The organism is Cognatishimia sp. SS12 (genome assembly GCF_028369055.1).
Taxonomy (GTDB): Bacteria; Pseudomonadota; Alphaproteobacteria; order Rhodobacterales; family Rhodobacteraceae; genus Cognatishimia.
In genome coordinates this window covers 41,410-60,055 of record NZ_JAQNCZ010000003.1, presented here as the reverse complement: position 1 = coordinate 60,055, position 18,646 = coordinate 41,410, and the positions used below count along the sequence as shown (strand labels likewise).

The 18,646-nt window shown below is 59.8% G+C and carries 19 protein-coding genes and 1 tRNA gene; 11 read left to right on the top strand and 9 right to left on the bottom strand.

Annotation, left to right across the window (positions count from 1 at the left end):
• Positions 1-65 precede the first annotated feature (65 nt).
• From N6L24_RS07370 to glmM, 4 genes are all read left to right on the top strand, one after another.
• Positions 66-707: a cell wall hydrolase gene (locus N6L24_RS07370; protein ID WP_271844031.1), complete on the top strand. Its 642-nt coding sequence runs from the start codon at positions 66-68 to the stop codon at positions 705-707.
• Positions 708-774: 67 nt separating this feature from the next.
• On the top strand, positions 775-1,686 hold the full coding sequence (locus N6L24_RS07365; RefSeq protein WP_271844030.1) for a dihydroneopterin aldolase: 912 nt from the start codon (positions 775-777) through the stop codon (positions 1,684-1,686).
• A 39-nt stretch (positions 1,687-1,725) separates the two neighbouring features.
• The gene (folP, locus tag N6L24_RS07360; protein WP_271844029.1) at positions 1,726-2,745 is read left to right on the top strand and encodes a dihydropteroate synthase; all 1,020 of its coding nucleotides are present in this window, start codon (positions 1,726-1,728) and stop codon (positions 2,743-2,745) included.
• Complete coding sequence (glmM, locus tag N6L24_RS07355) at positions 2,735-4,078, top strand: phosphoglucosamine mutase (RefSeq protein WP_271844028.1); 1,344 nt, start codon at positions 2,735-2,737, stop codon at positions 4,076-4,078. Before folP ends, glmM begins: the two co-directional genes overlap by 11 nt.
• 3 nt (positions 4,079-4,081) lie before the next feature.
• Here glmM and N6L24_RS07350 read toward each other — a convergent pair whose 3' ends face one another.
• The 4 genes from N6L24_RS07350 to ilvC all read right to left on the bottom strand — a co-directional run bounded on the left by N6L24_RS07350 (position 4,082) and on the right by ilvC (position 7,329).
• Positions 4,082-4,987 carry a DMT family transporter gene (locus N6L24_RS07350; protein WP_271844027.1) on the bottom strand — a complete coding sequence of 302 codons (906 nt, stop codon included), beginning with the start codon at positions 4,985-4,987 and terminating at the stop codon, positions 4,082-4,084.
• A 68-nt stretch (positions 4,988-5,055) separates the two neighbouring features.
• The gene (locus N6L24_RS07345; protein ID WP_271844026.1) at positions 5,056-5,622 is read right to left on the bottom strand and encodes a hemerythrin domain-containing protein; all 567 of its coding nucleotides are present in this window, start codon (positions 5,620-5,622) and stop codon (positions 5,056-5,058) included.
• Between the two features lie 102 nt (positions 5,623-5,724).
• Complete coding sequence (locus N6L24_RS07340) at positions 5,725-6,192, bottom strand: GyrI-like domain-containing protein (RefSeq protein ID WP_271844025.1); 468 nt, start codon at positions 6,190-6,192, stop codon at positions 5,725-5,727.
• A gap of 114 nt (positions 6,193-6,306) precedes the next feature.
• On the bottom strand, positions 6,307-7,329 hold the full coding sequence (ilvC, locus tag N6L24_RS07335) for a ketol-acid reductoisomerase (RefSeq protein ID WP_271844024.1): 1,023 nt from the start codon (positions 7,327-7,329) through the stop codon (positions 6,307-6,309).
• A 129-nt stretch (positions 7,330-7,458) separates the two neighbouring features.
• On the opposite strand from ilvC, the gene N6L24_RS07330 reads away from it, so the two are divergent.
• The gene (locus N6L24_RS07330; protein ID WP_271844023.1) at positions 7,459-7,914 is read left to right on the top strand and encodes an Lrp/AsnC family transcriptional regulator; all 456 of its coding nucleotides are present in this window, start codon (positions 7,459-7,461) and stop codon (positions 7,912-7,914) included.
• Positions 7,911-8,366, top strand: a complete 456-nt coding sequence (locus N6L24_RS07325) for an Lrp/AsnC family transcriptional regulator (protein WP_271844022.1) — start codon at positions 7,911-7,913, stop codon at positions 8,364-8,366. The genes N6L24_RS07330 and N6L24_RS07325 overlap by 4 nt, the downstream gene beginning before the upstream one ends.
• Here N6L24_RS07325 and N6L24_RS07320 read toward each other — a convergent pair.
• On the bottom strand, positions 8,363-9,565 hold the full coding sequence (locus N6L24_RS07320) for a UbiH/UbiF family hydroxylase (protein ID WP_271844021.1): 1,203 nt from the start codon (positions 9,563-9,565) through the stop codon (positions 8,363-8,365). The two genes, N6L24_RS07325 and N6L24_RS07320, sit on opposite strands and share 4 nt — an antisense overlap.
• A gap of 64 nt (positions 9,566-9,629) precedes the next feature.
• Positions 9,630-10,274 (bottom strand): pyrimidine 5'-nucleotidase, encoded by a 645-nt coding sequence (locus tag N6L24_RS07315; protein ID WP_271844020.1) that lies wholly within the window; start codon positions 10,272-10,274, stop codon positions 9,630-9,632.
• Positions 10,275-10,377: 103 nt separating this feature from the next.
• Between N6L24_RS07315 and N6L24_RS07310 the strand changes: the two genes are divergently transcribed.
• Complete coding sequence (locus N6L24_RS07310; RefSeq protein ID WP_271844019.1) at positions 10,378-11,016, top strand: GntR family transcriptional regulator; 639 nt, start codon at positions 10,378-10,380, stop codon at positions 11,014-11,016.
• Positions 11,017-11,022: 6 nt separating this feature from the next.
• On the opposite strand, the gene N6L24_RS07305 is transcribed toward N6L24_RS07310, so the two are convergent.
• A complete protein-coding gene (locus tag N6L24_RS07305; protein ID WP_271844018.1) occupies positions 11,023-12,927 on the bottom strand; it encodes a glycosyltransferase in 1,905 nt (634 codons plus the stop codon).
• Between the two features lie 64 nt (positions 12,928-12,991).
• Positions 12,992-14,155 (bottom strand): glutamine-hydrolyzing carbamoyl-phosphate synthase small subunit, encoded by a 1,164-nt coding sequence (gene carA / locus N6L24_RS07300; protein ID WP_271844017.1) that lies wholly within the window; start codon positions 14,153-14,155, stop codon positions 12,992-12,994.
• A 189-nt stretch (positions 14,156-14,344) separates the two neighbouring features.
• Here carA and N6L24_RS07295 point away from each other — a divergent pair, with 189 nt between their 5' ends.
• Positions 14,345-14,800, top strand: coding sequence for a GatB/YqeY domain-containing protein (locus N6L24_RS07295; protein WP_271844016.1), 456 nt, complete (start codon positions 14,345-14,347; stop codon positions 14,798-14,800).
• 213 nt (positions 14,801-15,013) lie between these two features.
• Positions 15,014-15,088: transfer RNA gene (locus tag N6L24_RS07290), tRNA-Gln, on the top strand.
• Between the two features lie 81 nt (positions 15,089-15,169).
• Here N6L24_RS07290 and N6L24_RS07285 read toward each other — a convergent pair.
• Positions 15,170-16,066, bottom strand: coding sequence for a LysR family transcriptional regulator (locus tag N6L24_RS07285; protein WP_271844015.1), 897 nt, complete (start codon positions 16,064-16,066; stop codon positions 15,170-15,172).
• A 163-nt stretch (positions 16,067-16,229) separates the two neighbouring features.
• Here N6L24_RS07285 and N6L24_RS07280 point away from each other — a divergent pair, with 163 nt between their 5' ends.
• Positions 16,230-16,856 carry a glutathione S-transferase family protein gene (locus N6L24_RS07280; protein ID WP_271844014.1) on the top strand — a complete coding sequence of 209 codons (627 nt, stop codon included), beginning with the start codon at positions 16,230-16,232 and terminating at the stop codon, positions 16,854-16,856.
• A 52-nt stretch (positions 16,857-16,908) separates the two neighbouring features.
• Entirely contained in the window at positions 16,909-18,576 is a 1,668-nt protein-coding gene (locus tag N6L24_RS07275) for an FAD-binding oxidoreductase (RefSeq protein ID WP_271844013.1), read from the top strand.
• Positions 18,577-18,646: the final 70 nt, after the last annotated feature.

Here is an 18,646-nt window from a genome sequence, read left to right as displayed (position 1 = left end):
TTATGTATGCCCTGCCGAAGTTTTTGGCCGGGGATGTGGCCAGTGCTGAAAAACGTGGGGCTGCCATGAATATCATTTCGAAGACCGTTGTTGCCATCGCATTGATGGCTGGGACTGCTGTCGCAGATACTTCCGCTGACGCTGTCAGCGAGGCGCTGGCGCAGGAACGGAACCAACTTGCGTCGCTGGACGAGGGCAAGGTTAAGACCCTCTTTAACCGCAAGAAAGCCGACAAAAAGACCATTGCCTTTGAGCGGTCACGCACTTGGGTTGACGCGCAACCCGTGGTGAAAACCGGCGACGCGCAGTGGGAGTGCCTCGCGCAGGCGCTTTATTTCGAAGCGCGCGGCGAAAGTGTGCGCGGACAGTTTGCGGTGGCTGAGGTGATCCTCAACCGCGTGGACAGCCCGAATTTTCCTGACTCTGCCTGCGCGGTGATCAACCAGGGCACCGGGCGCAAATATGCCTGCCAGTTCACCTATACCTGTGATGGTCATCCTGAAACGATCCGCGAGAAGAGCGCTTATCAGCGGGTTGGTAAAATTGCCAAGATGATGCTGGCCGGTGTGCCGCGCGATCTGACCGATGGGGCCACCTATTATCACACCAAGGCGGTGAACCCGCGTTGGGCACGCAAGTTTGCGCGCACAACCACCATTGGCGTGCATCACTTCTATCGTCCGCACACCCGGCTGTCGCAAAACTAAGCTGGCTGGTCCTTGGCACGGCGCGCTGCTATAGCGGCGGCGCAGCCAGCCGCAGGATCGATGCCAGATGACCGACGAAATTTCTAACGCCTTTGCCCATCCCGAGGCCCGCGCCGCCGCGATGCCGGTGGATGGGGTGCACGACCGTCTGTCCCTGCGAGATCATATCGTCTCTGTTGAGATCGGGGCCTTTCAGGCCGAGCGGGACATGACCCAGCGACTGGCTTTTGATATTGTCGTCGATGTTGCTGCGCCTGCGGCTGATCTGGGCGATGACGTGGATCAGATCCTGTCCTATGACCGTCTGATCTGGGCCATCGAAGAAGAGCTGGCCGCCGAACGCTTGAACCTTCTGGAAACTCTGGCCGAGCGCATTGCCGATCGGATCTTGCGCGAGCCGCTGGCGCTGCGGGTGTTTGTCCGCATTCACAAGCTCGACAAAGGCAATGGCAAACTCGGGGTTGAAATCATGCGCGTGGCTGCGGAGCAAGCGGCCGCGCCGCAGGAAGCAACCGGCCCGCGCGCGCCCAAGGTGGTGTTCCTGTCGGGCGCGGCACTTGCCTCTGATCATCTGGGCGGGTGGATTGCGCAGCTCTGCGGCCAAAATCACCCCTTGGTGCTGACGCTTGAGCCGCCAGAAAACCGCCCAAGGGCCGCCACAGCGGCCGCGCAGCGCCATGTGGATCTGTTGGCGGTCGAGCAGCGTGCCTGGCAGCTCGTGGCCGAGCATCCGGCCCTGACGGTGGCAGCCACGCGCACGGAACTGGATTGGGCGATGAAAAACGCCCTGCCGGTGGTCTGGGCCCCGGCCAAACTGGTGCTGGACGCCACAGATGAGCCGCCGCAAGACTTTGCATCTTTGGCGCTTTGGTTTGCCGAGCTTTGGGGCGCAGATCACGCGCTCTTTGTCGGCAAAACACCGCCAGTCCATCACACAATTGCGACGCAAGTCGTAACAGTTGATCAATCCCAGCTTTGATTGCTTGCCTTGACGCCATTGATCGCGCATTCAGCGGCTATGAAGATGTATTTTCGCCCAATAGTGCATTGTGATCCGGCCCGCCCCAGTGGCGCGCAGGCCCTGGCTGGCGGCTGGGGGTGGTTCACCCATGTGGAGCGTCTGCGTCGCGGCGCACAGCCTGAGATTATTCCTGCGTCAGACGTCCCGGCCAAAGTGCTGTCGCATTTGACCGCGCCGCGCGCGGATGTCGCCGGGCTCTCGATGAGCACGCCGCAAATCATGGGCATTCTCAATGTGACGCCGGATAGTTTTTCCGATGGCGGGCTGTTCAACGCGCCAGCAGAAGCGATTGCGCGCGCAGAGGATATGGTGCGGCAAGGGGCAGGCATCATTGACATCGGCGGGGAAAGCACCCGCCCGGGGGCAGGGTTTGTCCCGGTCAAGGACGAGATCGACCGTACCGCGCCGGTGATCGCCGCGGTTGCGCCAGCGCTAAAGGCACCGATCAGCATCGACACCCGCAAGGCCCCGGTGGCCGAGGCGGCGCTCATGTCTGGTGCGGCGCTGATCAATGATGTGTCGGGTTTTACCTTTGACGCGGCGCTGGCCCCGCTGGCGGCGGCGCGGGGGGTCCCGGTTTGCGTGATGCATGCGCAGGGCGATCCAGCCACGATGCAAGACGATCCGAGCTATGACGACGTGCTGCTGGATGTTTATGATTTTCTTGAGGCGCAGGTTTCGGCGCTGACGGCGCTGGGGCTGCCGCGCGATCAGATTGTGGTCGATCCGGGCATCGGTTTTGGCAAAACGCTGGCTCATAATCTTGCGCTTCTGGCGCGTATCAGCCTGTTTCACGCGCTGGGCTGCCCGATTTTGCTGGGCGCCTCGCGCAAGCGCTTTGTCGGCACCATTGGCGCGACGACGGAGCCGCAGGCGCGCATGCCGGGCTCGGTCGCCGTGGCGCTGCAATCTGTGGCGCAAGGCGTGCAATTTTTAAGAGTACATGATGTGGCCGAAACCCATCAGGCGTTGCGCCTGTGGATGGCGGCCACGACAGGAGAATTTGATGACTCGTAAATTTTTTGGCACCGATGGCGTGCGTGGCACGGCCAATACATATCCGATGACGGCCGAAATGGCGCTGAAACTCGGGGCCGCCGTTGGGCGCTATTTCCGCAATGACGGCAACAACCAGCACCGAGTTGTTATTGGCAAGGATACGCGGCTGTCAGGCTATATGTTTGAGAACGCACTGACCGCAGGTCTGACGTCCACAGGTATGAACGTCTTGTTGCTGGGTCCGGTGCCCACCCCGGCTGTGGGGCTTTTGACCACATCTATGCGTGCCGATCTGGGGGTAATGATCTCGGCCAGCCATAATCCGGCGGTGGACAATGGCATCAAGTTCTTTGGACCGGACGGCTTTAAGCTGTCTGATGAGGTCGAAGCTGACATCGAGGCGCTGGTGCTCTCTGGGGTTGACCCGGTGCAGCCGCAAAATATCGGCCACGCCAAACGGATCGACGATGGGCGCTTTCGCTATATCGAGCGGGTGAAAAGCGCGCTGCCATCGACCCTACCGCTGAAGGGGCTGAAAGTGGTGGTCGATTGCGCCAATGGCGCCGCCTATCGCGCCGCACCCGAGGCGCTGTGGGAATTGGGCGCTGAGGTCATCACCATCGGCACCAACCCCAATGGCATCAATATCAACAAGGATTGCGGCAGCACGTCGACCAACGCCGCAGCCAGCGCGGTCGTGTCCCATGGCGCAGATGTGGGGATTGCGTTGGATGGGGATGCCGACCGTGTGATGATCATCGATGAAACCGGCAAAGTGGCCGATGGCGATCAGATCATGGCATTGCTGGCAGAACGCTGGGCGGCGTCCGGCCTGCTGAAAGGTGGCGCGCTGGTGGCCACAGTGATGTCCAACCTCGGGCTTGAACGCTATATGCACAGCAAGGGTCTGCGGCTGGAGCGCACGGCGGTTGGCGACCGCTATGTGGTGGAGCGTATGCGCGCGGGCGGCTTTAACCTGGGTGGCGAGCAATCGGGTCATATCGTCATGACCGATTATGCGACCACCGGCGATGGGCTGCTGGCCGGGCTGCAATTCCTGGCCGCGATGGTGGAAACCGGCAAACCCGCCTCTGCGCTATCACAAAGCTTTGAAACCGTGCCGCAGCTGTTGAAAAACGTGCGTTACACTGCGGGGCAAGAGCCACTGGCGCAGCAATCTGTCAAGGCGGTGATTGCCGAGTCTGAGGAGCGTTTGAACGGCAAAGGGCGGCTGTTGATCCGCAAATCGGGCACCGAGCCTTTGATCCGCGTAATGGCGGAATGCGAAGATCCGGCGTTGCTGAATGCGGTGGTCAGCGACATTGTCGCTGAGGTTGAAGCCAGCGTCTGACGCCTAGCTGCGCGCGCCAAACAGGCGGCGCAGCGCCCCATATTGGCTCAGGGCGACCCCCGAGAGGATCAGCGCCAGCGCCATCAGCAAGGTTGGCGGCAGCGGCTCCCCCAAGACCAGCGCGCCCATCACAACAGCCCAGATTGGCACCTGATAGTTGGTCAGACTCATAAAGGTCGGGCCCGCCTCGCGCACGACAAGGACGCGCAGGTAATTTGCGATGGCTGTTGAGGCACAGCCAAGGACAACAATGACCAGCGCGGTCCGTCGATCAATGGCACCTGGCAGCCCTTCGGCCAACAGGGCCGCGGGCAAGATCACAAGCGCCCCGAACCACAAAAGCATGGTGGCCAATCCCAGAGAATCCACCGGCGGCAGGCGGCGCACGAGGATGGAACAGATCGCATAGCTGACGGTGGCACCAAAGATCGACAGTCGCCCCCAGACCTCCAGCTCTGCGCCGCTGCTTTTCAGCGCATCAACTCCGATCAGCAGCACAACGCCGACAAAGCCCATTGTAAACCCGACGGTCTTGCGCAGGTTCATTCGCTCGCCGGGCACAAAAACATGTGCAAGCGGCAAGATCATCAAAGCGATGGCCGTCATGCAAACGCCGGTATAGCCAGAGGTCACATATTGCTGCCCCCAGCTGATCAGAAAGAAAGGCAAGGCTGAACTGCCAATGCTGGCGATCGCAAGCCGTCCATATGCCGTTTGCCCGTGAAACAGGCGAAAGCCGCGCAGACCCCAGATTACGGTCAGCAAAAGGGCGGCAAACCAGATCCGCCCAGCGGCCAGCCAGATCGGCGTCAGCCCCTCTAGAGCCAGTTCGATCAGCAGAAATGTGGATCCCCATACGAACCCCATGATCGCGATCATGGCCCAGTGACGGGGGGCAATGTCCATCATGGTTGTCCCTCTTATCCCGTCCGGCAATTGACCTGCCAAGCGGGGGCAGGTCAATCGAAATGCTGCGGTCAGCCGCGCATTTTATGGTGCAACAGGATCGGCACCACCAGATCTTCTTCGTCGCTGAGGTGCCGCTCAAGGAACCGTTCAATCCCCTCGCCAGCTTTCTGAATCGCCCCAATTTCCGCCTCTGCGTCCTTTGGGGAAAGATCCATCAATTGCAGATAGCGGTTGCTGGCGCGGGTGAAGCTTTCAAGCCGCTGGTCCATTTCCAGATGGTCGCTTTCCAACATCTCCAGCCCGCGCGCAAACCGGCCATCTGCGGCCTCAAGCTCGGGAAAAAAGCGGTGGTCTTCCCAACCGTGATGCCCATGTAGGTTGCGCACCAGAAGGTTGCCAAAGTGGCCCAGCCGACTGGCATAGCGGGTAGGGTCACTGGCCTTGTCCAAAAGGGCCTGCGTATCGGTGACGATCAGCTCTGCCAATTGGCGGAACATGCCGTGTGCCCCCATCCAGTTGCGGATGGAGGTGGCGAAATTCGGGTGGTCCGGCCAAGCGTCGCGCGGATACTCCCGAAGCAGGAGCTGCATCTCTTCTGGCAACCCCTGTCTGACGTTGATGTCATATTGGGTCATGCTCATGAGGTAGGGGTGGGGCGCAAGCGTTACAATATAACAATATGTGCAGCCCCGCAGACCTTCTGTGGGATTTCGCCCGTCAGCCCAGGCGCTGACCGCTTACCCCAGTCGGTGAAACACCTCGGTGCGCAGGGCCTCTGGCTCGACCTCATTGGGGTCATCCAGATAGATTTCCCAGACTGGCATGGCCGAGGCCAGCCCGCTTGCCTTGGCATGTGCCCAGATCGCGCCATGGGTCTGATTGAGGTCGGAGAAAGGGCCGACATGCTGCGCATAAAGGGCGTCACCCGCCGGGATGGATGCACAGGCGGCCGCCTCAGTGGCTTTGTCGGCATCGTCTGCGGACACGAAAAAACCGCAGCGGAAGGTCATCTTTTCCCCGGGCATTTCGGTATATACGGTGATCGGCGGGCTTGTGGCGGTGATCCCGGCGCTGCCAAGCGCGGCAAAGGCCTGCGCAAAAGCTGCCCCCATGGATTGCGCGATGGCCTCGCCATCATTCATCGGCGACTCGCCGGCGATGTACATATAGTGCTGGGTTTCAAAGTTCTTCTTTTCAATGTTCATTGCGTTTCCTCCCCGGACAATGATCACCGCCAGCCTAGCGCAAAAAATCGGAGCGCCATAAGAAAAACGCCCCGCAAGGGTGCGAGGCGTTTCCAAAGTAAGGGGTTTGCGCCCTTAGTTCTTTTCTTTGTCGACCATCTTGCCGGCAGAAATCCATGGCATCATGCCACGCAGTTTCGCGCCGGTTTCTTCGATCATGTGCTCGTCGTTGGCACGGCGCGACGCTTTCAGCGTTGGCTGACCCACTTGGTTTTCCAGCATGAAGTCGCGTACGAATTTGCCGGACTGGATGTCTTCCAGAACTTCTTTCATGCGCGCTTTGGTTTCGTCGTACTTCAGGATGCGTGGGCCGGTGACATACTGGCCGTATTCCGCAGTGTTGGAGATCGAGTAATCCATGTTCGCGATGCCGCCTTCGTAGATCAAATCAACGATCAGCTTCACTTCGTGCAGACATTCGAAATAGGCCATTTCTGGTGCGTAACCAGCTTCGACCAGCGTTTCGAAACCACAGCGGATCAGCTCAACCAGGCCGCCACACAGAACAGCTTGTTCGCCGAAGAGGTCTGTTTCACATTCTTCGCGGAAGTTGGTTTCGATGATGCCGGAGCGGCCGCCACCGATTGCGGAGCAATAAGACAGGCCGATTTCCAGCGCTTTGCCGGTCGCGTCTGTGTCCACAGCAACGAGGCATGGCACGCCGCCGCCTTTGGTGTATTCGCCGCGCACAGTGTGGCCCGGGCCTTTTGGTGCCATCATGATCACGTCTACGCCTTCTTTTGGCTCAATCAGGCCAAAGTGCACGTTCAGGCCGTGGGCAAATGCAATGGCTGCGCCCGGCTTGATGTTGTCGTGAACGTACTTCTTGTAGGTCTCTGCCTGAAGTTCATCGGGCATGGTGAACATGATCACGTCACACCAGGCCGCGGCTTCGGCGATGCCCATCACCTGCAGGCCTTCGCCTTCGGCTTTTTTAGCAGAAGGGGAGCCTTCGCGCAGGGCAACTACAAGGTTCTTCGCGCCAGAGTCGCGCAGGTTCAGCGCGTGGGCGTGGCCCTGAGATCCGTAGCCCAGGATGGCCACTTTTTTGTCTTTGATCAGGTTAATGTCGCAATCGCGATCGTAGTAAACGCGCATGTCAGCGTCCTCCGTTTGGTGTTTGAGGCGAATATAGACAGTTGCGCCTGATGTGCGAGTGTAGATTTGGTGTATTTACGTATGAATTTGTCATTTCTATTCGTGTAAATTTGAAATAGTAATAAATTCATGCTTGATGATGTTGATCGGCGCATTCTGCGCCTCATGCAAAGTGACCCGGACCGCGCGATTCCTGATTTGGCGGATGAGATCGGCTTTACCACCACGCGCTTGGCGCGGCGGATCGACAAGCTGCGCGACTTGGGGGTGCTTATAGGTCAGCGCGCCATCATCGATTGGCGCGCTTTGGGATATGAGGTTGAAGTGAGCTTGCGGATTACGCTTGATAAAACCCAACCTCGTGCCTTTGATGAGTTTATTGATCAGGCCCGCGATATTGCCGAAGTTATTGAAATACAGACATTTTTGGGTCGTGTTGATGTGCGCCTGTCGGTGATCGCGCGGGATATGCCGCATTATCAGGATATCTATCGCCACCAGATTTTGGCCTTGCCGCATATCGCAGATATCGAGGCATTGATGCATGTCGCGCGGATCAAAGCAGATGAAAGCCTGCCGATATGATGACGCTGGATGACATCGATCGTGCGATCCTGCGCGCGCTGTCCGACGATGCCACACAAAATGCCGGCGCGCTGGGTCGGCTGCTCGACCTCAGCCAGCCGGCAACTTGGCGGCGCATCAAGCGTTTGCAAGATGCGGGCGTGCTCGTCGGGCGCAAGCTGGATCTGGACCGCGAGAAACTGGGCTTTGGTGTCACGGTGTTCCTGGGCATCAAGCTGGCCACAAAAGGGCGCGTCAGCCTGGATGATTTTGAGCGCGCGGTATCGGCCATCCCCGAAGTGCAAACAGTCGAACATGTGCTGGGCATGTACGACTACCGGCTGCGCGTGACCGCGCGCGACATTGCCGATTTTGAACGGGTGCTGCGCCGCCGGGTGATGACCCTGCCAGGCGTGGGCGATGTAGAGGCCAACGTGCTGCTTTCAGAAGAGCGCCGCCCGGGGCCGATTTAGCGCGCGCCCAGCCCCATTTGCATCAGCATTCTGCGCACGGGGGGCAGGCTATAAAGGCTGTTCAGCCCCGCCGCGCGCAGATCGCGCAGCACAGGTGTTTCCACCATTGAGGCACGGTTGAGCAAATCAATGCCGCGCACGCGCATCGCCACTTCGCCGCGGCGGGTGCGGTCATAGGCGGCAAGCATCGCGGCATCGCCCAGCGAGCCCGGGGTTTTCTGCGCCAGATCGAGCAGGATCTGGATGTCTCCCAAAGAGGTGTTCAGCCCCTGCGCCCCGATCGGCGGCACCACATGCGCCGCTTCGGCCACCAGCGCCAGACGTTCGCCGGACAGGCGGGTTGCCATCTGACTGATGATGGGCCAGATCGTGCGGTTGGACGCCAGCGTCAGCGGGCCGAAGAGGCCACAGCTGCGCTCTGTCATCGCGCGTTCAAAGTCTTCTTTGGGCAAGTTGAACAGCGCTTGCGCTTTGGCCGCCCGCTCCATCCAGACCAGCGCCGAGGACGGCATGCCGTTGTGGTCAGGCAGCGGCACCAGCGTGAAGGGGCCGCCGCTGCGGTGAATTTCGGTTGAGACATTCTGGTGCGGGATCGGATGCGTGACCGCCAGTGCCAGCGCTTTTTGGCCATAGCGCGTTGTCTTAACGTCGATGCCGGCCGCCGTGCGCATTTTTGAATTTCGGCCATCTGCGGCGATCACCAGTTTGCAGGTGCTGCTGGTGCCGTCGCTCAGCCCGACGCGGGCACTGCCCGCGCGTGTGAACAAGGTTTCGGTGCCGGTGCCCATGCGCAGATCGACGTTGCCCATGTCCTGCAGCGCGGCAATCATCTCGCGCCGCAGCAGCCAATTGGGCAGGTTCCAGCCAAAAGGTTGGTCGGAAATTTCCGAAGCGTCGAAATCTTTGACAAGCCGTGCCTCGGCCTTGGGGCCGCCCGCATCGACAATACGCATGATCTGAAGGGGCGCAGCGTGGTCCGCAAGGCGCTCCCAAAGGCCGGCGGCCTCCAGCAGGTTGCGCGCGGGCTGCAAAAACGCCGTGGTGCGCAGATCCGCGCCATCTGTGTCGCGTTCCGTCACCGGCGGGGTGGGGTCAAGGCATTGCACAGAGAAGCCCGCCTTGGCAAAGGCCGCCGTTGCCGTCAGACCGGCGATACCGCCGCCTGAAATCACAATGTCAAATTCTGCGCTTGCGTTCATGCTGCACCTCTTGCCCTTGAGGATCTAAATAGGCCGCCGCCCGCAAAGTGCCAAGGTACAATCCCTAGTGCAGCCGCCCCAAGAAACCGGATAAATCATCCGTATGATGATGAATATGCGCTGCATCAAATTTGGCGGGGGCCACGTGCACGGTGCGCATGCCCAGATCATGCGGTGCCTTGAGGTTGCGGGGGTCGTCCTCAAACATGGCGGCGCGCGCGGTGTCCAGCCCATCCTGGGCAAAAACCTTGGCAAAGGCGGCCGGGTCGGGTTTGGGCAGATACCCGGCGTGTTCAACGCCATAAACTGCGTCGAACAGGCCGGATAACCCGCGTCCGGCCAGCACATTTTCCGCATAAGGCGCGGTGCCATTGGTATAGACAACGCGCCGCCCGGGCAGGCCTGCAATATGGCTGCGCAGATCGGCGTCGGTTTCCAGCGCATCAAAGGAAATGTCATGCACATCGCGCAGAAACGGCACTGGGTCGACATCATGTTCACGCATCAGCCCGGCCAGCGTGGTGCCATAGGTCTGCCAATAGGACGCGCGCAGGCGTTGCGCCTCGCGTTCCGTCACCCCAAGGGTCGCGGTGATGTAATTGGTCATCTTGACTTCGATCTGGTCAAACAGCCGCACGCGCGGCGGATACAGCGTGTTGTCCAGATCAAAGACCCAGGTTGTCACATGTGAAAAACTGTCTTTGGGCATGCGGGCAAGCTAGGGTTTGGTCGCGGCAAGTCAATGCTTTGCTTGCATGTTTTGCAGCGGGATGCTTAGTCTGTGCGCTACCGGCAGGGAGAGGAACCACAAAATGAGCCAAGCGCGCCCGCAGCAGAGGGATGCCTATTCGCTGATCCTTGAGGCGATAGATGTCGGGATCTATAAGCCCGGTGATCGTTTGGTGGAAAGCGACCTTGCCGATCGCTTTGGCGTATCGCGCACCCCCATTCGCGAGGCGTTGCAGCGGCTGGAAACGCAATCCCTGCTGGCGCGTGATGGGCGCAGCCTGATCGTGGCGTCGTTGGATCACAATCAGCTGTCAGAGCTTTACGCGGTGCGCAGCGAGCTGGAAGGGCTGGCCGCGCGACTGGCGGCGCGTCATGCCACGCCCGAAGAGGTGCGCGTTTTGGGTGCAATGGTGGCCGAAGATAGCGCCTTGGTGAATGATGCGCAGGCACTGGCGCGTGCCAATCGGCGATTTCACAAGATGATTCATCTGGCGTCTCACAATCGGTATCTTGTGCAGCAGCTTGATCTGGTGCACCGCTCCATGGCGCTGATGGCGACAACGTCCTTGGCGGTCGAAGGGCGCGGCGAAGTTGCTTTGGCGGAACATGCTGCCATTGTCAAAGCCATTGAAGATCGCGATGAAAACGCCGCTTACGAGGCGCTGAAAACCCATATTTCCAAAGCCTTTGAAACGCGCCTACACCTCAGCGCCGATGGCTAAATACCGTCAGGTATCCACTGCGGAAAATTCGGCAATCTGGCCCTCCAGCGTTTGCCCATGGGCGGTCTTGTCCCAGTAAAACGGTTTGATCAGCAATTCATACAGCGCCTTATAGGCCCCCAGCGTTGCGAGCGGAAAATAGATTGGTAGGGTCACAGCCCAGCGGATCAGCGGATCGCGCCCCTGACCGATCATCGAACTGGCGGCCAGCGCCGTGTCCAGAAACGCGACCCCGATAAACAGTGTGATGACGGCGGCCAGCACCGGATCGGGCAGGCCGCCAAACCAGGGGGCATAGACCCCGGTGGCCAGGATCCAAAAGCTCCAGACAAAAGGCGCAAGCAGAAACTGCGCCAACGTGCTGAGGAAGATCACGTTAAACCCGATAAACCGCCGCGCGCCCAGGGCCCGCATCAGCGAGAGTGGGCGGCGCATATGCACGAAATACGTGACCATATAGCCCTTGAGCCAGCGCGAGCGTTGCTTGACCCAGCGGTGCAATTGGCAATTGGCCTCTTCCTGCGTGACGGTATGGGCCAGCTCGGTGTGATAGCCATAGCGGCAAAGCCGGACGCCAAGGTCCGCGTCTTCCGTGACGTTCTGCGCATCCCAGCGCCCGACATCTTCTAGAACGTGTCGCCGCATAAAAAGCGTTGTGCCGCCCAGCGGGATCGCCGCACCAAGCCGTGCCATGCCACGCAGGATCACGCGAAACCACATGGAATATTCCAGCGTAAAGCAACGCGACATCCAATTGGTATAGGGATTGTAGTAATCCAAAACACCCTGCAGACAGCCCACGTTTGGGTCAGCGGCAGCAAAATGGGCAGCGATCACCTCGAGTTGGTTGGGGGCGGGGGCGTCTTCGGCGTCCCAGATGCCGATAATGTCGCCTCGGCAGAAATCCAACGCATAGTTCAGCGCCCGCGGTTTCGTCGTCAGGCCACTGCCGTCGGGCACGGTGATGATCCGCATCCAACCGGGCAGCGTCGTTTCCGACAAAGCGTCGCGGGTCAGCGTGTCATGCTCTTCCAGGATCAACACCACATCCAGCAGAATCTTGGGATAGGTCAGCGCGCTGAGGCGGCGCACCAATGCGCCTGCGATCTCTTTTTCATGATACAGCGGCACGAGCACTGAAATCTTGGGCAGTTTGCTGCCCGGCGGGGCCTCACGGCGCTCTGTTTCAAACCCGCGACTGGCGAAAAAGGCCGAAATTTTCATGGCCACCGAAGTCAGCTGCATCACCACGGCAATGGCGGTGAGGACGGCAAATGTCGTCTGCATATCCTGCCAAAGCGCATACATCAGCGCCGTGAGGCCCATCAGGAACAAAAGGCAGCGCCGCAGGCGTGACTGCCCCATATCCCGGCAGCTTTCGTGCGGCGCGACACGCGCTTCGCAGGCTGTCGTTAAATCCGCGCGATGCACGGCGGCGATTTGTGCCTGGATCTGCTGTTCCGGGGCCAGCACCATCTGGGCGGTCCTCAGGGCCTCTGGCAACTCCGCGCGCAGATCATCAAAATATTCCGGGCGGCTCGTTGCCAGAATATAGCCGGGCGCATCGTCGCCGCCCTGAAAGGCCACCCAAGGCAAGACCGAATGGCGCAGGCAAAACTCTGGTGTCAGAAGCTGCGCCAGCGTTGGGTCCGGTGGGGCTGCGTTTAGATTGACGACCTGAGTGTCAAAATGCACCGCCGCCGCCTCGAGGGCAGTGTCTTCGTCGATCCACTCTTCGCCGCGCAGCACTTCGGTTAAGGTGGCGTCCCATTCCTCTTGCTTTTTGCGCGCAAAGAACAATTGCCAGGGCTGGATTGCCCCGGTTTCGATCAGATGTCGCGCGACGCCAATTTGGGCCGCGCTCCGATTGGGCACCGCCGAATGAAACAGTGCAGAATGGGCGATCTGCATGAAAAACCCCTCATCTTTGTGCAAGATGAGGGGCCTATGCTTAAGGGCGCGTTAATGGCGACGCTTAGGCGGACTTGCAATTGTCCATGTGCTCGGCAAAACGCTCAAACAGGTAAAAGCTGTCTTGCGGGCCCGGGCTGGCTTCGGGGTGGTGTTGCACCGAAAAGACAGGGCGGTCCGCGATGCGGATGCCGCAATTGGATCCATCAAACAGCGAGGTGTGGGTTTCCACCACACCGTCGGGCAGGGTCTGGCTGTCCACAGCAAAGCCGTGGTTCATCGAGGTGATCTCAACCTTGCCGGTTTCATGATCTTTGACCGGGTGGTTGGCCCCGTGGTGGCCATGGTTCATCTTGATGGTCTTAGCACCCAGTGCCAGCGCCAGCATCTGGTGGCCCAGGCAGATGCCGAACACCGGCAGATCCTTCTGTTCCAGCACTTTCTGGATCATGGGCACAGCATAGGTGCCGGTGGCGGCCGGATCGCCCGGACCGTTGGACAGGAACACGCCATCGGGGTTATGCGCCAGCACCTCTTCGGCAGTGGCCGTGGCGGGCAGGACGGTCACGTCGCAGCCCGCAGAGGCGAGGCAGCGCAGGATGTTGCGTTTGGCCCCGAAATCAATGGCGACAACCTTGTGGCGCGCGTTGTCCTGGCGGCTGTAGCCCTCTGGCCAGGCCCAGCGTTTTTCATCCCAGCGGTAGCTTTGGGCGCAGGTCACATCTTTGGCGAGGTCAAGGCCTTCAAGCCCAGAGAATTCCCGCGCCTTTTCAACCAGCGCAGCGATGTCAAAATTGCCATCAGGATCATGGGCCAAGGCAACATGTGGTGCCCCTTGGGCCCGGATCGCGCGGGTCAGCCGGCGGGTGTCCACTCCGCCGATGGCAATGCGGTTGCGGCTGGTCAGCCAATCAGAGAGCCGCGCGGTTGCGCGCCAGCTTGAGGGTTCTGTTGGGTCCCATTTGACAACCATCCCCTCTGCCACCGGATCGCCGGTTTCGTCATCCTCGTTGTTCACGCCGGTATTGCCGATATGCGGGAATGTGAATGTCACGATCTGGCCCGCATAAGACGGGTCGGTCATGATTTCCTGATATCCGGTCATTGCAGTGTTGAAACACAGCTCAGCGACGGTGATACCCGTCGCCCCAAAGCCGCGACCATAGAAAATGGTCCCATCAGCTAGAGCAAGACAAGCGGTTGGGGTGTTTGAAGGCACCTGGGCCATGGCAGCGACTCTCCGGGGTGTGGACAAATTGTCGGGAAACTAAGGCGCAAACGCCGCTGCGTCAAGGTTAGAATTTAACGAAAAAATTGTTAAATTACAATAAGTTATCCTGATGGGGTCGCATCTTGCACCCCAGAGGGGAATTCAGTATGGTCCGAGCCTCACTGACAATAACAGGAAATTTAGCGGATGAGCATGCGAGCCACCATCACAGAGGCAATGAAACAGGCCATGAAAGATCGCGCCGCAGCTCGTCTTTCGACCCTGCGCCTGATCAATGCTGCAATCAAAGATATGGATATCGCGCTGCGCGGCGAAGGCAAGGACGAGGGCGCGAGCGATGCGGATGTGCTTAAGATCCTGAGCAAGATGGTCAAACAACGTCAGGAAAGCGCGCGCACCTATGAAGAGGGCGGGCGGCTGGATCTGGCCGAACGTGAACTGGCCGAAATCGAAACCATCGAAGAGTTCCTGCCGCAAAAACTCAGCGACGACGAGGTTTCGGCTGCCCTGGACGCCGCAATCGCTGAAACCGGCGCAACCTCTATTCGGGATATGGGCAAAATCATGGGCGTGTTGAAAGCGAAATACACCGGCCAGATGGACTTCGGTCAGGTCGGCGCGCTGTTGAAAGAACGGCTGTAGTCGCGCCGCCCCATCATCATAGCGGGTTGAAAAGGGGGGCGGGCGCGCCCCTTTTTTGCTAGTATGCCCCCCGCACAGATCGGGGAATTCGCCGCACTGTTCAGCAAAAACAGCGCATCATTCTAAGCGAAAAAAATTTTCGAATTTTGAACGAAAAATTGCTTTTCGGCTCTTGCGCATGCTGAACCGAAGTCGTATTCAGCGCTCCACAGTTGGGATGTAGCCAAGTGGTAAGGCAACTGTTTTTGGTACAGTGTACCGTAGGTTCGAATCCTACCATCCCAGCCATTTTCCTCTTCAGACATCGAATTGCCCCAACCGCCGCGCGCTTCTGCGCGGAGGCTGCACTGACCGCTGACCGCCTTTCTGTTATCTCAGGACGGGCACGCTGCGCAGGCGCGCCTTGGCAAAGTCGATGAAGGTGCGGACTTTGGCCGGGGCGCGGCGCCCTTCGATATGCACCAGATGGATGGGCAGTGGTTCGGGTTCGTACTCTTCCAGAACTGCGCGCAGGTGGCCTGTCTCAAGTTCTGGCCCCACTTGATACGATAATATGCGCACCAAGCCCCAGCCCTGCATCGCGACGGTGCGCGCCGCGGCAATGCTGCTCAGGCGCAGGCGCGGCGTCAGGCGCACGATCTCTGATTGATCGCGCCCAAACCGCCATTCGGTGGTCGGGCTGACGGGCGCGGCAGAGACAATGCGATGGTTGCTGAGGTCGTTCGGGTGTTTGGGTTCGCCGTGGCGCTTAAAATACAGCGGCGCGCCGCACACAATACGCCGCACGCTGCCGACACGTACCGCAGTCAGGCCCGAAGATTGCAAAGGCCCGATGCGCACGGCAACGTCAAAGCCCTCTTCCACCATATTGACCACGCGGTCGACCATGACGACATCCGCGCTCACATCGGGGTAGGTATCGAGAAACTCGGTCAGGATGGGCGTGACATAGATGCGCCCAAATTCATTGGAGCAGGTGATGCGCAGCTTTCCCACCGGGTTGGCCATCGCGCCTGCCGCCGCATCATCGGCGGCTTGAAGTTGCGCCAAGATATGGCGCGCATCCTCCAGATAGCTGCGCCCAACGTCGGTCATCCGCACCTGGCGCGTCGTGCGCGTGAACAGACGTGCGCCCAGGCGGTCTTCCAGCGCGTTGACACCGCGCGTGGCCGATGGCGCGCTGATGCCAAGGCGACGGGCTCCGGCGGCGAAACTTTCCGCTTCGGCCACGGCAATGAAAACTTCGAGGGTCTGTAGGCGGTCCATACAGGTTTATTATCATCATTTCCCAAAATAGTATCTTTTATTTTTGGTATATTCATTCGTTTTTTGGCGTGAGTTACGGTTCAGCTACCCCCGATGAAACAAGGGATCACCCGAGGCTGACCACATTGGCCTGAGACAGCCACCAACAATGAAAGATCTGACCATGACGACCCCAATCAAACTTTATCGCGCCGCCAAATCCGGTCACAGCCACCGCGTCGAACTGATGCTGTCCTTGCTGGAACTGCCCTATGACATCATTGAAATGGACATGGCCAATGGTGCCCATAAACAGCCGGAGTTCCTGAAGATGAGCCCCTTTGGCCTGGTGCCCGCCATTAATGATGATGGTTTCACGCTGGCGGACAGCAATGCAATTTTGATCTATTTGGTGCAGACCTATGCCAAAGGCGGCCCATGGTTGCCCGAAGCGCCCAAAGAGGCGGCCGAAGTACAGCGTTGGCTGACAGTGGCGGCGGACAACATCTATTCCGGTCCTTGCGCCGCGCGCCTTGTAAAGGTATTTGGCGCCCCGTTGGATCATGCGGCCGCTGTCAGCAAAGCGCATGCGCTTTTCAAGATCGTCGACGCCCATTTGGCCGGCCGCGACTGGCTGGCCACCGATCACATCACGATCGCTGATGTCGCCGTCTATAGCTATGTCGCCCATGCGCCCGAAGGCGGCGTTGACCTTGCCCCCTATGACAATATCCGCGCTTGGCTGACCCGTGTTGAGGCGCAGCCGAACTTTGTGCCGATGGTGAGCTCTCCAATTCCTGAATTGGCGTAACGCAATCAGTCGCCGTGGCCTTCGGGCTGCGGCGCGAACCGGGATGACACTGATGACCTCGCTGAACAAGCCAAACCCATTTCACGCCGGAGAGCGGGCCGCGCAGGCGCGGGCCGGTGTCGGCGATGTGGCGCGATGGGCGGGTGGTTTTATCCGCGATGCCCTGCCAGAGCAGCATCGCGCATTTCACACTGCTTTGCCATTCCTGGTGCTTTCTGGGGCCGATGCGCAGGGGCAGGTCTGGACCACGTTAGTTGAGGGCGACGACGGTTTCATTACCTCGCCGGACCCGACACATCTGGTCCTTGATACAGCGATCAGCAAGCAAGATCCTTTGGCTGACCGGTTCACCGAGGGGGGCGATATTGGCGGGCTGGGGATCGAGCTGGCCACCCGGCGGCGCAATCGCTTTAGCGCTGAAATTCAACCGGGCGGCTCTGCCGTGGCGCTTAGAATGCGCCAGACTTTTGGCAATTGCCCGCAATACATCCACCCGCGCGGTTTGCAACGCGTGGCCCCGGCGAAAGAGGTCACAGCGCAGCGCACAAGCGAGCTCACCGAGGACCAGATCACCCTGATCAAGGGGGCCGACACCCTTTTCATCGGCTCTGGTCATCAGGGCGCGGCAGGGGCGCGGTCCAACGGGTATGATGCGTCCCATCGGGGCGGGGCACCGGGCTTTGCGCATGTTGCCAGCCCCCGCCGACTGCTGATCCCTGACTATGCGGGCAATAATTTTTTCAACACCATTGGCAACCTGATGACAGATCCGCGTATCGGGTTGCTGCTTGTGGATTTTGCGAGCGGTCGGCTCTTGCATTTGAGCGGGCGCGCCAAGATCGACTGGAGCCCAGAAGGCGCGCATGACCCCGACGCCTGGCGCATGATCGAGGTGGAGATTGACGCTGTTATCGACCGGCAGGCAGCGCTGCGGCTGCGCTGGCAGCGACTGGATGATCGGGCGCGCAAGCTGCGGCTGGTGGAGCGGGTCAAAGAGGCCGAGCAGATCAGCTCTTTTTACTTTACGCCCGTTGACGGCCAGCCGCTTGATCCGGCCCGCCCGGGGCAGCACCTGCCGATTGCGGTTCAGATTCCCGGGCAGGGCGGGCCGACAAAGCGCAGCTATTCGCTGTCGGGGCGGGCGATGGACCGGTCGCAATATCGGCTCAGTATCAAACGTGAAGAGCAGGGGCTGATGTCGCGGTTCCTGCATGACACGCTGCGCCCCGGCGATGTGATCGAAGCGATGCCGCCGGAAGGCAGCTTTGGCATCCCCAAGGGCACCGGCCCCGTGATTTTGATCAGCGCCGGGGTGGGCCTCACGCCTATGCTGCCGATCCTTCATGCGCTCGCGGGCAAAGAGCGCCGGGCGTGTTCTCTGCATGCCGCCCGTAACGGGCGCGAGAGCGCGCTTGCAAGCGAGGTGAACGCGCTTGTGGCGCAGCATGCCAATGTGAGCAAATGCCTATTTTTTAGTCGGCCGGCACCAGGTGATCAGCGCGGCATCGATTTTGATCGTGCGGGCCACATCACGGCAGCAGAGGTGATTGCCGCAGCCGAGGGGCTGGGTCGATTAAGCGAGGCGCAGTTCTTAATGTGCGGTCCGCGGCCCTTTTTGTCGGATATCAAAGCCGGCCTAGAAGCGCAGGGCGTGCCCAGCGACCACATCCACTTTGAAACCTTCGGACCGAGTGCGCAGGGCGCGAAAAAAGCAGAATAACATCGGCCAAATTTAATGGGTGGTCTTTTGGCACTCTAGACGGATTGCGTGCTGCTTTTCATTCCTTGGT

What these genes read in the sequence shown, in the direction of transcription:
- N6L24_RS07350 (WP_271844027.1), bottom strand. Translation starts at nt 4,987, where the DNA reads ATGATGGACATTGCCCCCCGTCACTGGGCCATGATCGCGATCATGGGG.
- carA (WP_271844017.1), bottom strand. Translation starts at nt 14,155, where the DNA reads ATGGCCCAGGTGCCTTCAAACACCCCAACCGCTTGTCTTGCTCTAGCT.
- N6L24_RS07365 (WP_271844030.1), top strand. Translation starts at nt 775, where the DNA reads ATGACCGACGAAATTTCTAACGCCTTTGCCCATCCCGAGGCCCGCGCC.
- N6L24_RS07330 (WP_271844023.1), top strand. Translation starts at nt 7,459, where the DNA reads ATGCTTGATGATGTTGATCGGCGCATTCTGCGCCTCATGCAAAGTGAC.
- N6L24_RS07275 (WP_271844013.1), top strand. Translation starts at nt 16,909, where the DNA reads ATGACCTCGCTGAACAAGCCAAACCCATTTCACGCCGGAGAGCGGGCC.
- N6L24_RS07320 (WP_271844021.1), bottom strand. Translation starts at nt 9,565, where the DNA reads ATGAACGCAAGCGCAGAATTTGACATTGTGATTTCAGGCGGCGGTATC.
- folP (WP_271844029.1), top strand. Translation starts at nt 1,726, where the DNA reads ATGAAGATGTATTTTCGCCCAATAGTGCATTGTGATCCGGCCCGCCCC.
- glmM (WP_271844028.1), top strand. Translation starts at nt 2,735, where the DNA reads ATGACTCGTAAATTTTTTGGCACCGATGGCGTGCGTGGCACGGCCAAT.
- ilvC (WP_271844024.1), bottom strand. Translation starts at nt 7,329, where the DNA reads ATGCGCGTTTACTACGATCGCGATTGCGACATTAACCTGATCAAAGAC.
- N6L24_RS07345 (WP_271844026.1), bottom strand. Translation starts at nt 5,622, where the DNA reads ATGACCCAATATGACATCAACGTCAGACAGGGGTTGCCAGAAGAGATG.
- N6L24_RS07370 (WP_271844031.1), top strand. Translation starts at nt 66, where the DNA reads ATGAATATCATTTCGAAGACCGTTGTTGCCATCGCATTGATGGCTGGG.
- N6L24_RS07280 (WP_271844014.1), top strand. Translation starts at nt 16,230, where the DNA reads ATGACGACCCCAATCAAACTTTATCGCGCCGCCAAATCCGGTCACAGC.
- N6L24_RS07295 (WP_271844016.1), top strand. Translation starts at nt 14,345, where the DNA reads ATGAGCATGCGAGCCACCATCACAGAGGCAATGAAACAGGCCATGAAA.
- N6L24_RS07325 (WP_271844022.1), top strand. Translation starts at nt 7,911, where the DNA reads ATGATGACGCTGGATGACATCGATCGTGCGATCCTGCGCGCGCTGTCC.
- N6L24_RS07305 (WP_271844018.1), bottom strand. Translation starts at nt 12,927, where the DNA reads ATGCAGATCGCCCATTCTGCACTGTTTCATTCGGCGGTGCCCAATCGG.
- N6L24_RS07285 (WP_271844015.1), bottom strand. Translation starts at nt 16,066, where the DNA reads ATGGACCGCCTACAGACCCTCGAAGTTTTCATTGCCGTGGCCGAAGCG.
- N6L24_RS07310 (WP_271844019.1), top strand. Translation starts at nt 10,378, where the DNA reads ATGAGCCAAGCGCGCCCGCAGCAGAGGGATGCCTATTCGCTGATCCTT.
- N6L24_RS07315 (WP_271844020.1), bottom strand. Translation starts at nt 10,274, where the DNA reads ATGCCCAAAGACAGTTTTTCACATGTGACAACCTGGGTCTTTGATCTG.
- N6L24_RS07340 (WP_271844025.1), bottom strand. Translation starts at nt 6,192, where the DNA reads ATGAACATTGAAAAGAAGAACTTTGAAACCCAGCACTATATGTACATC.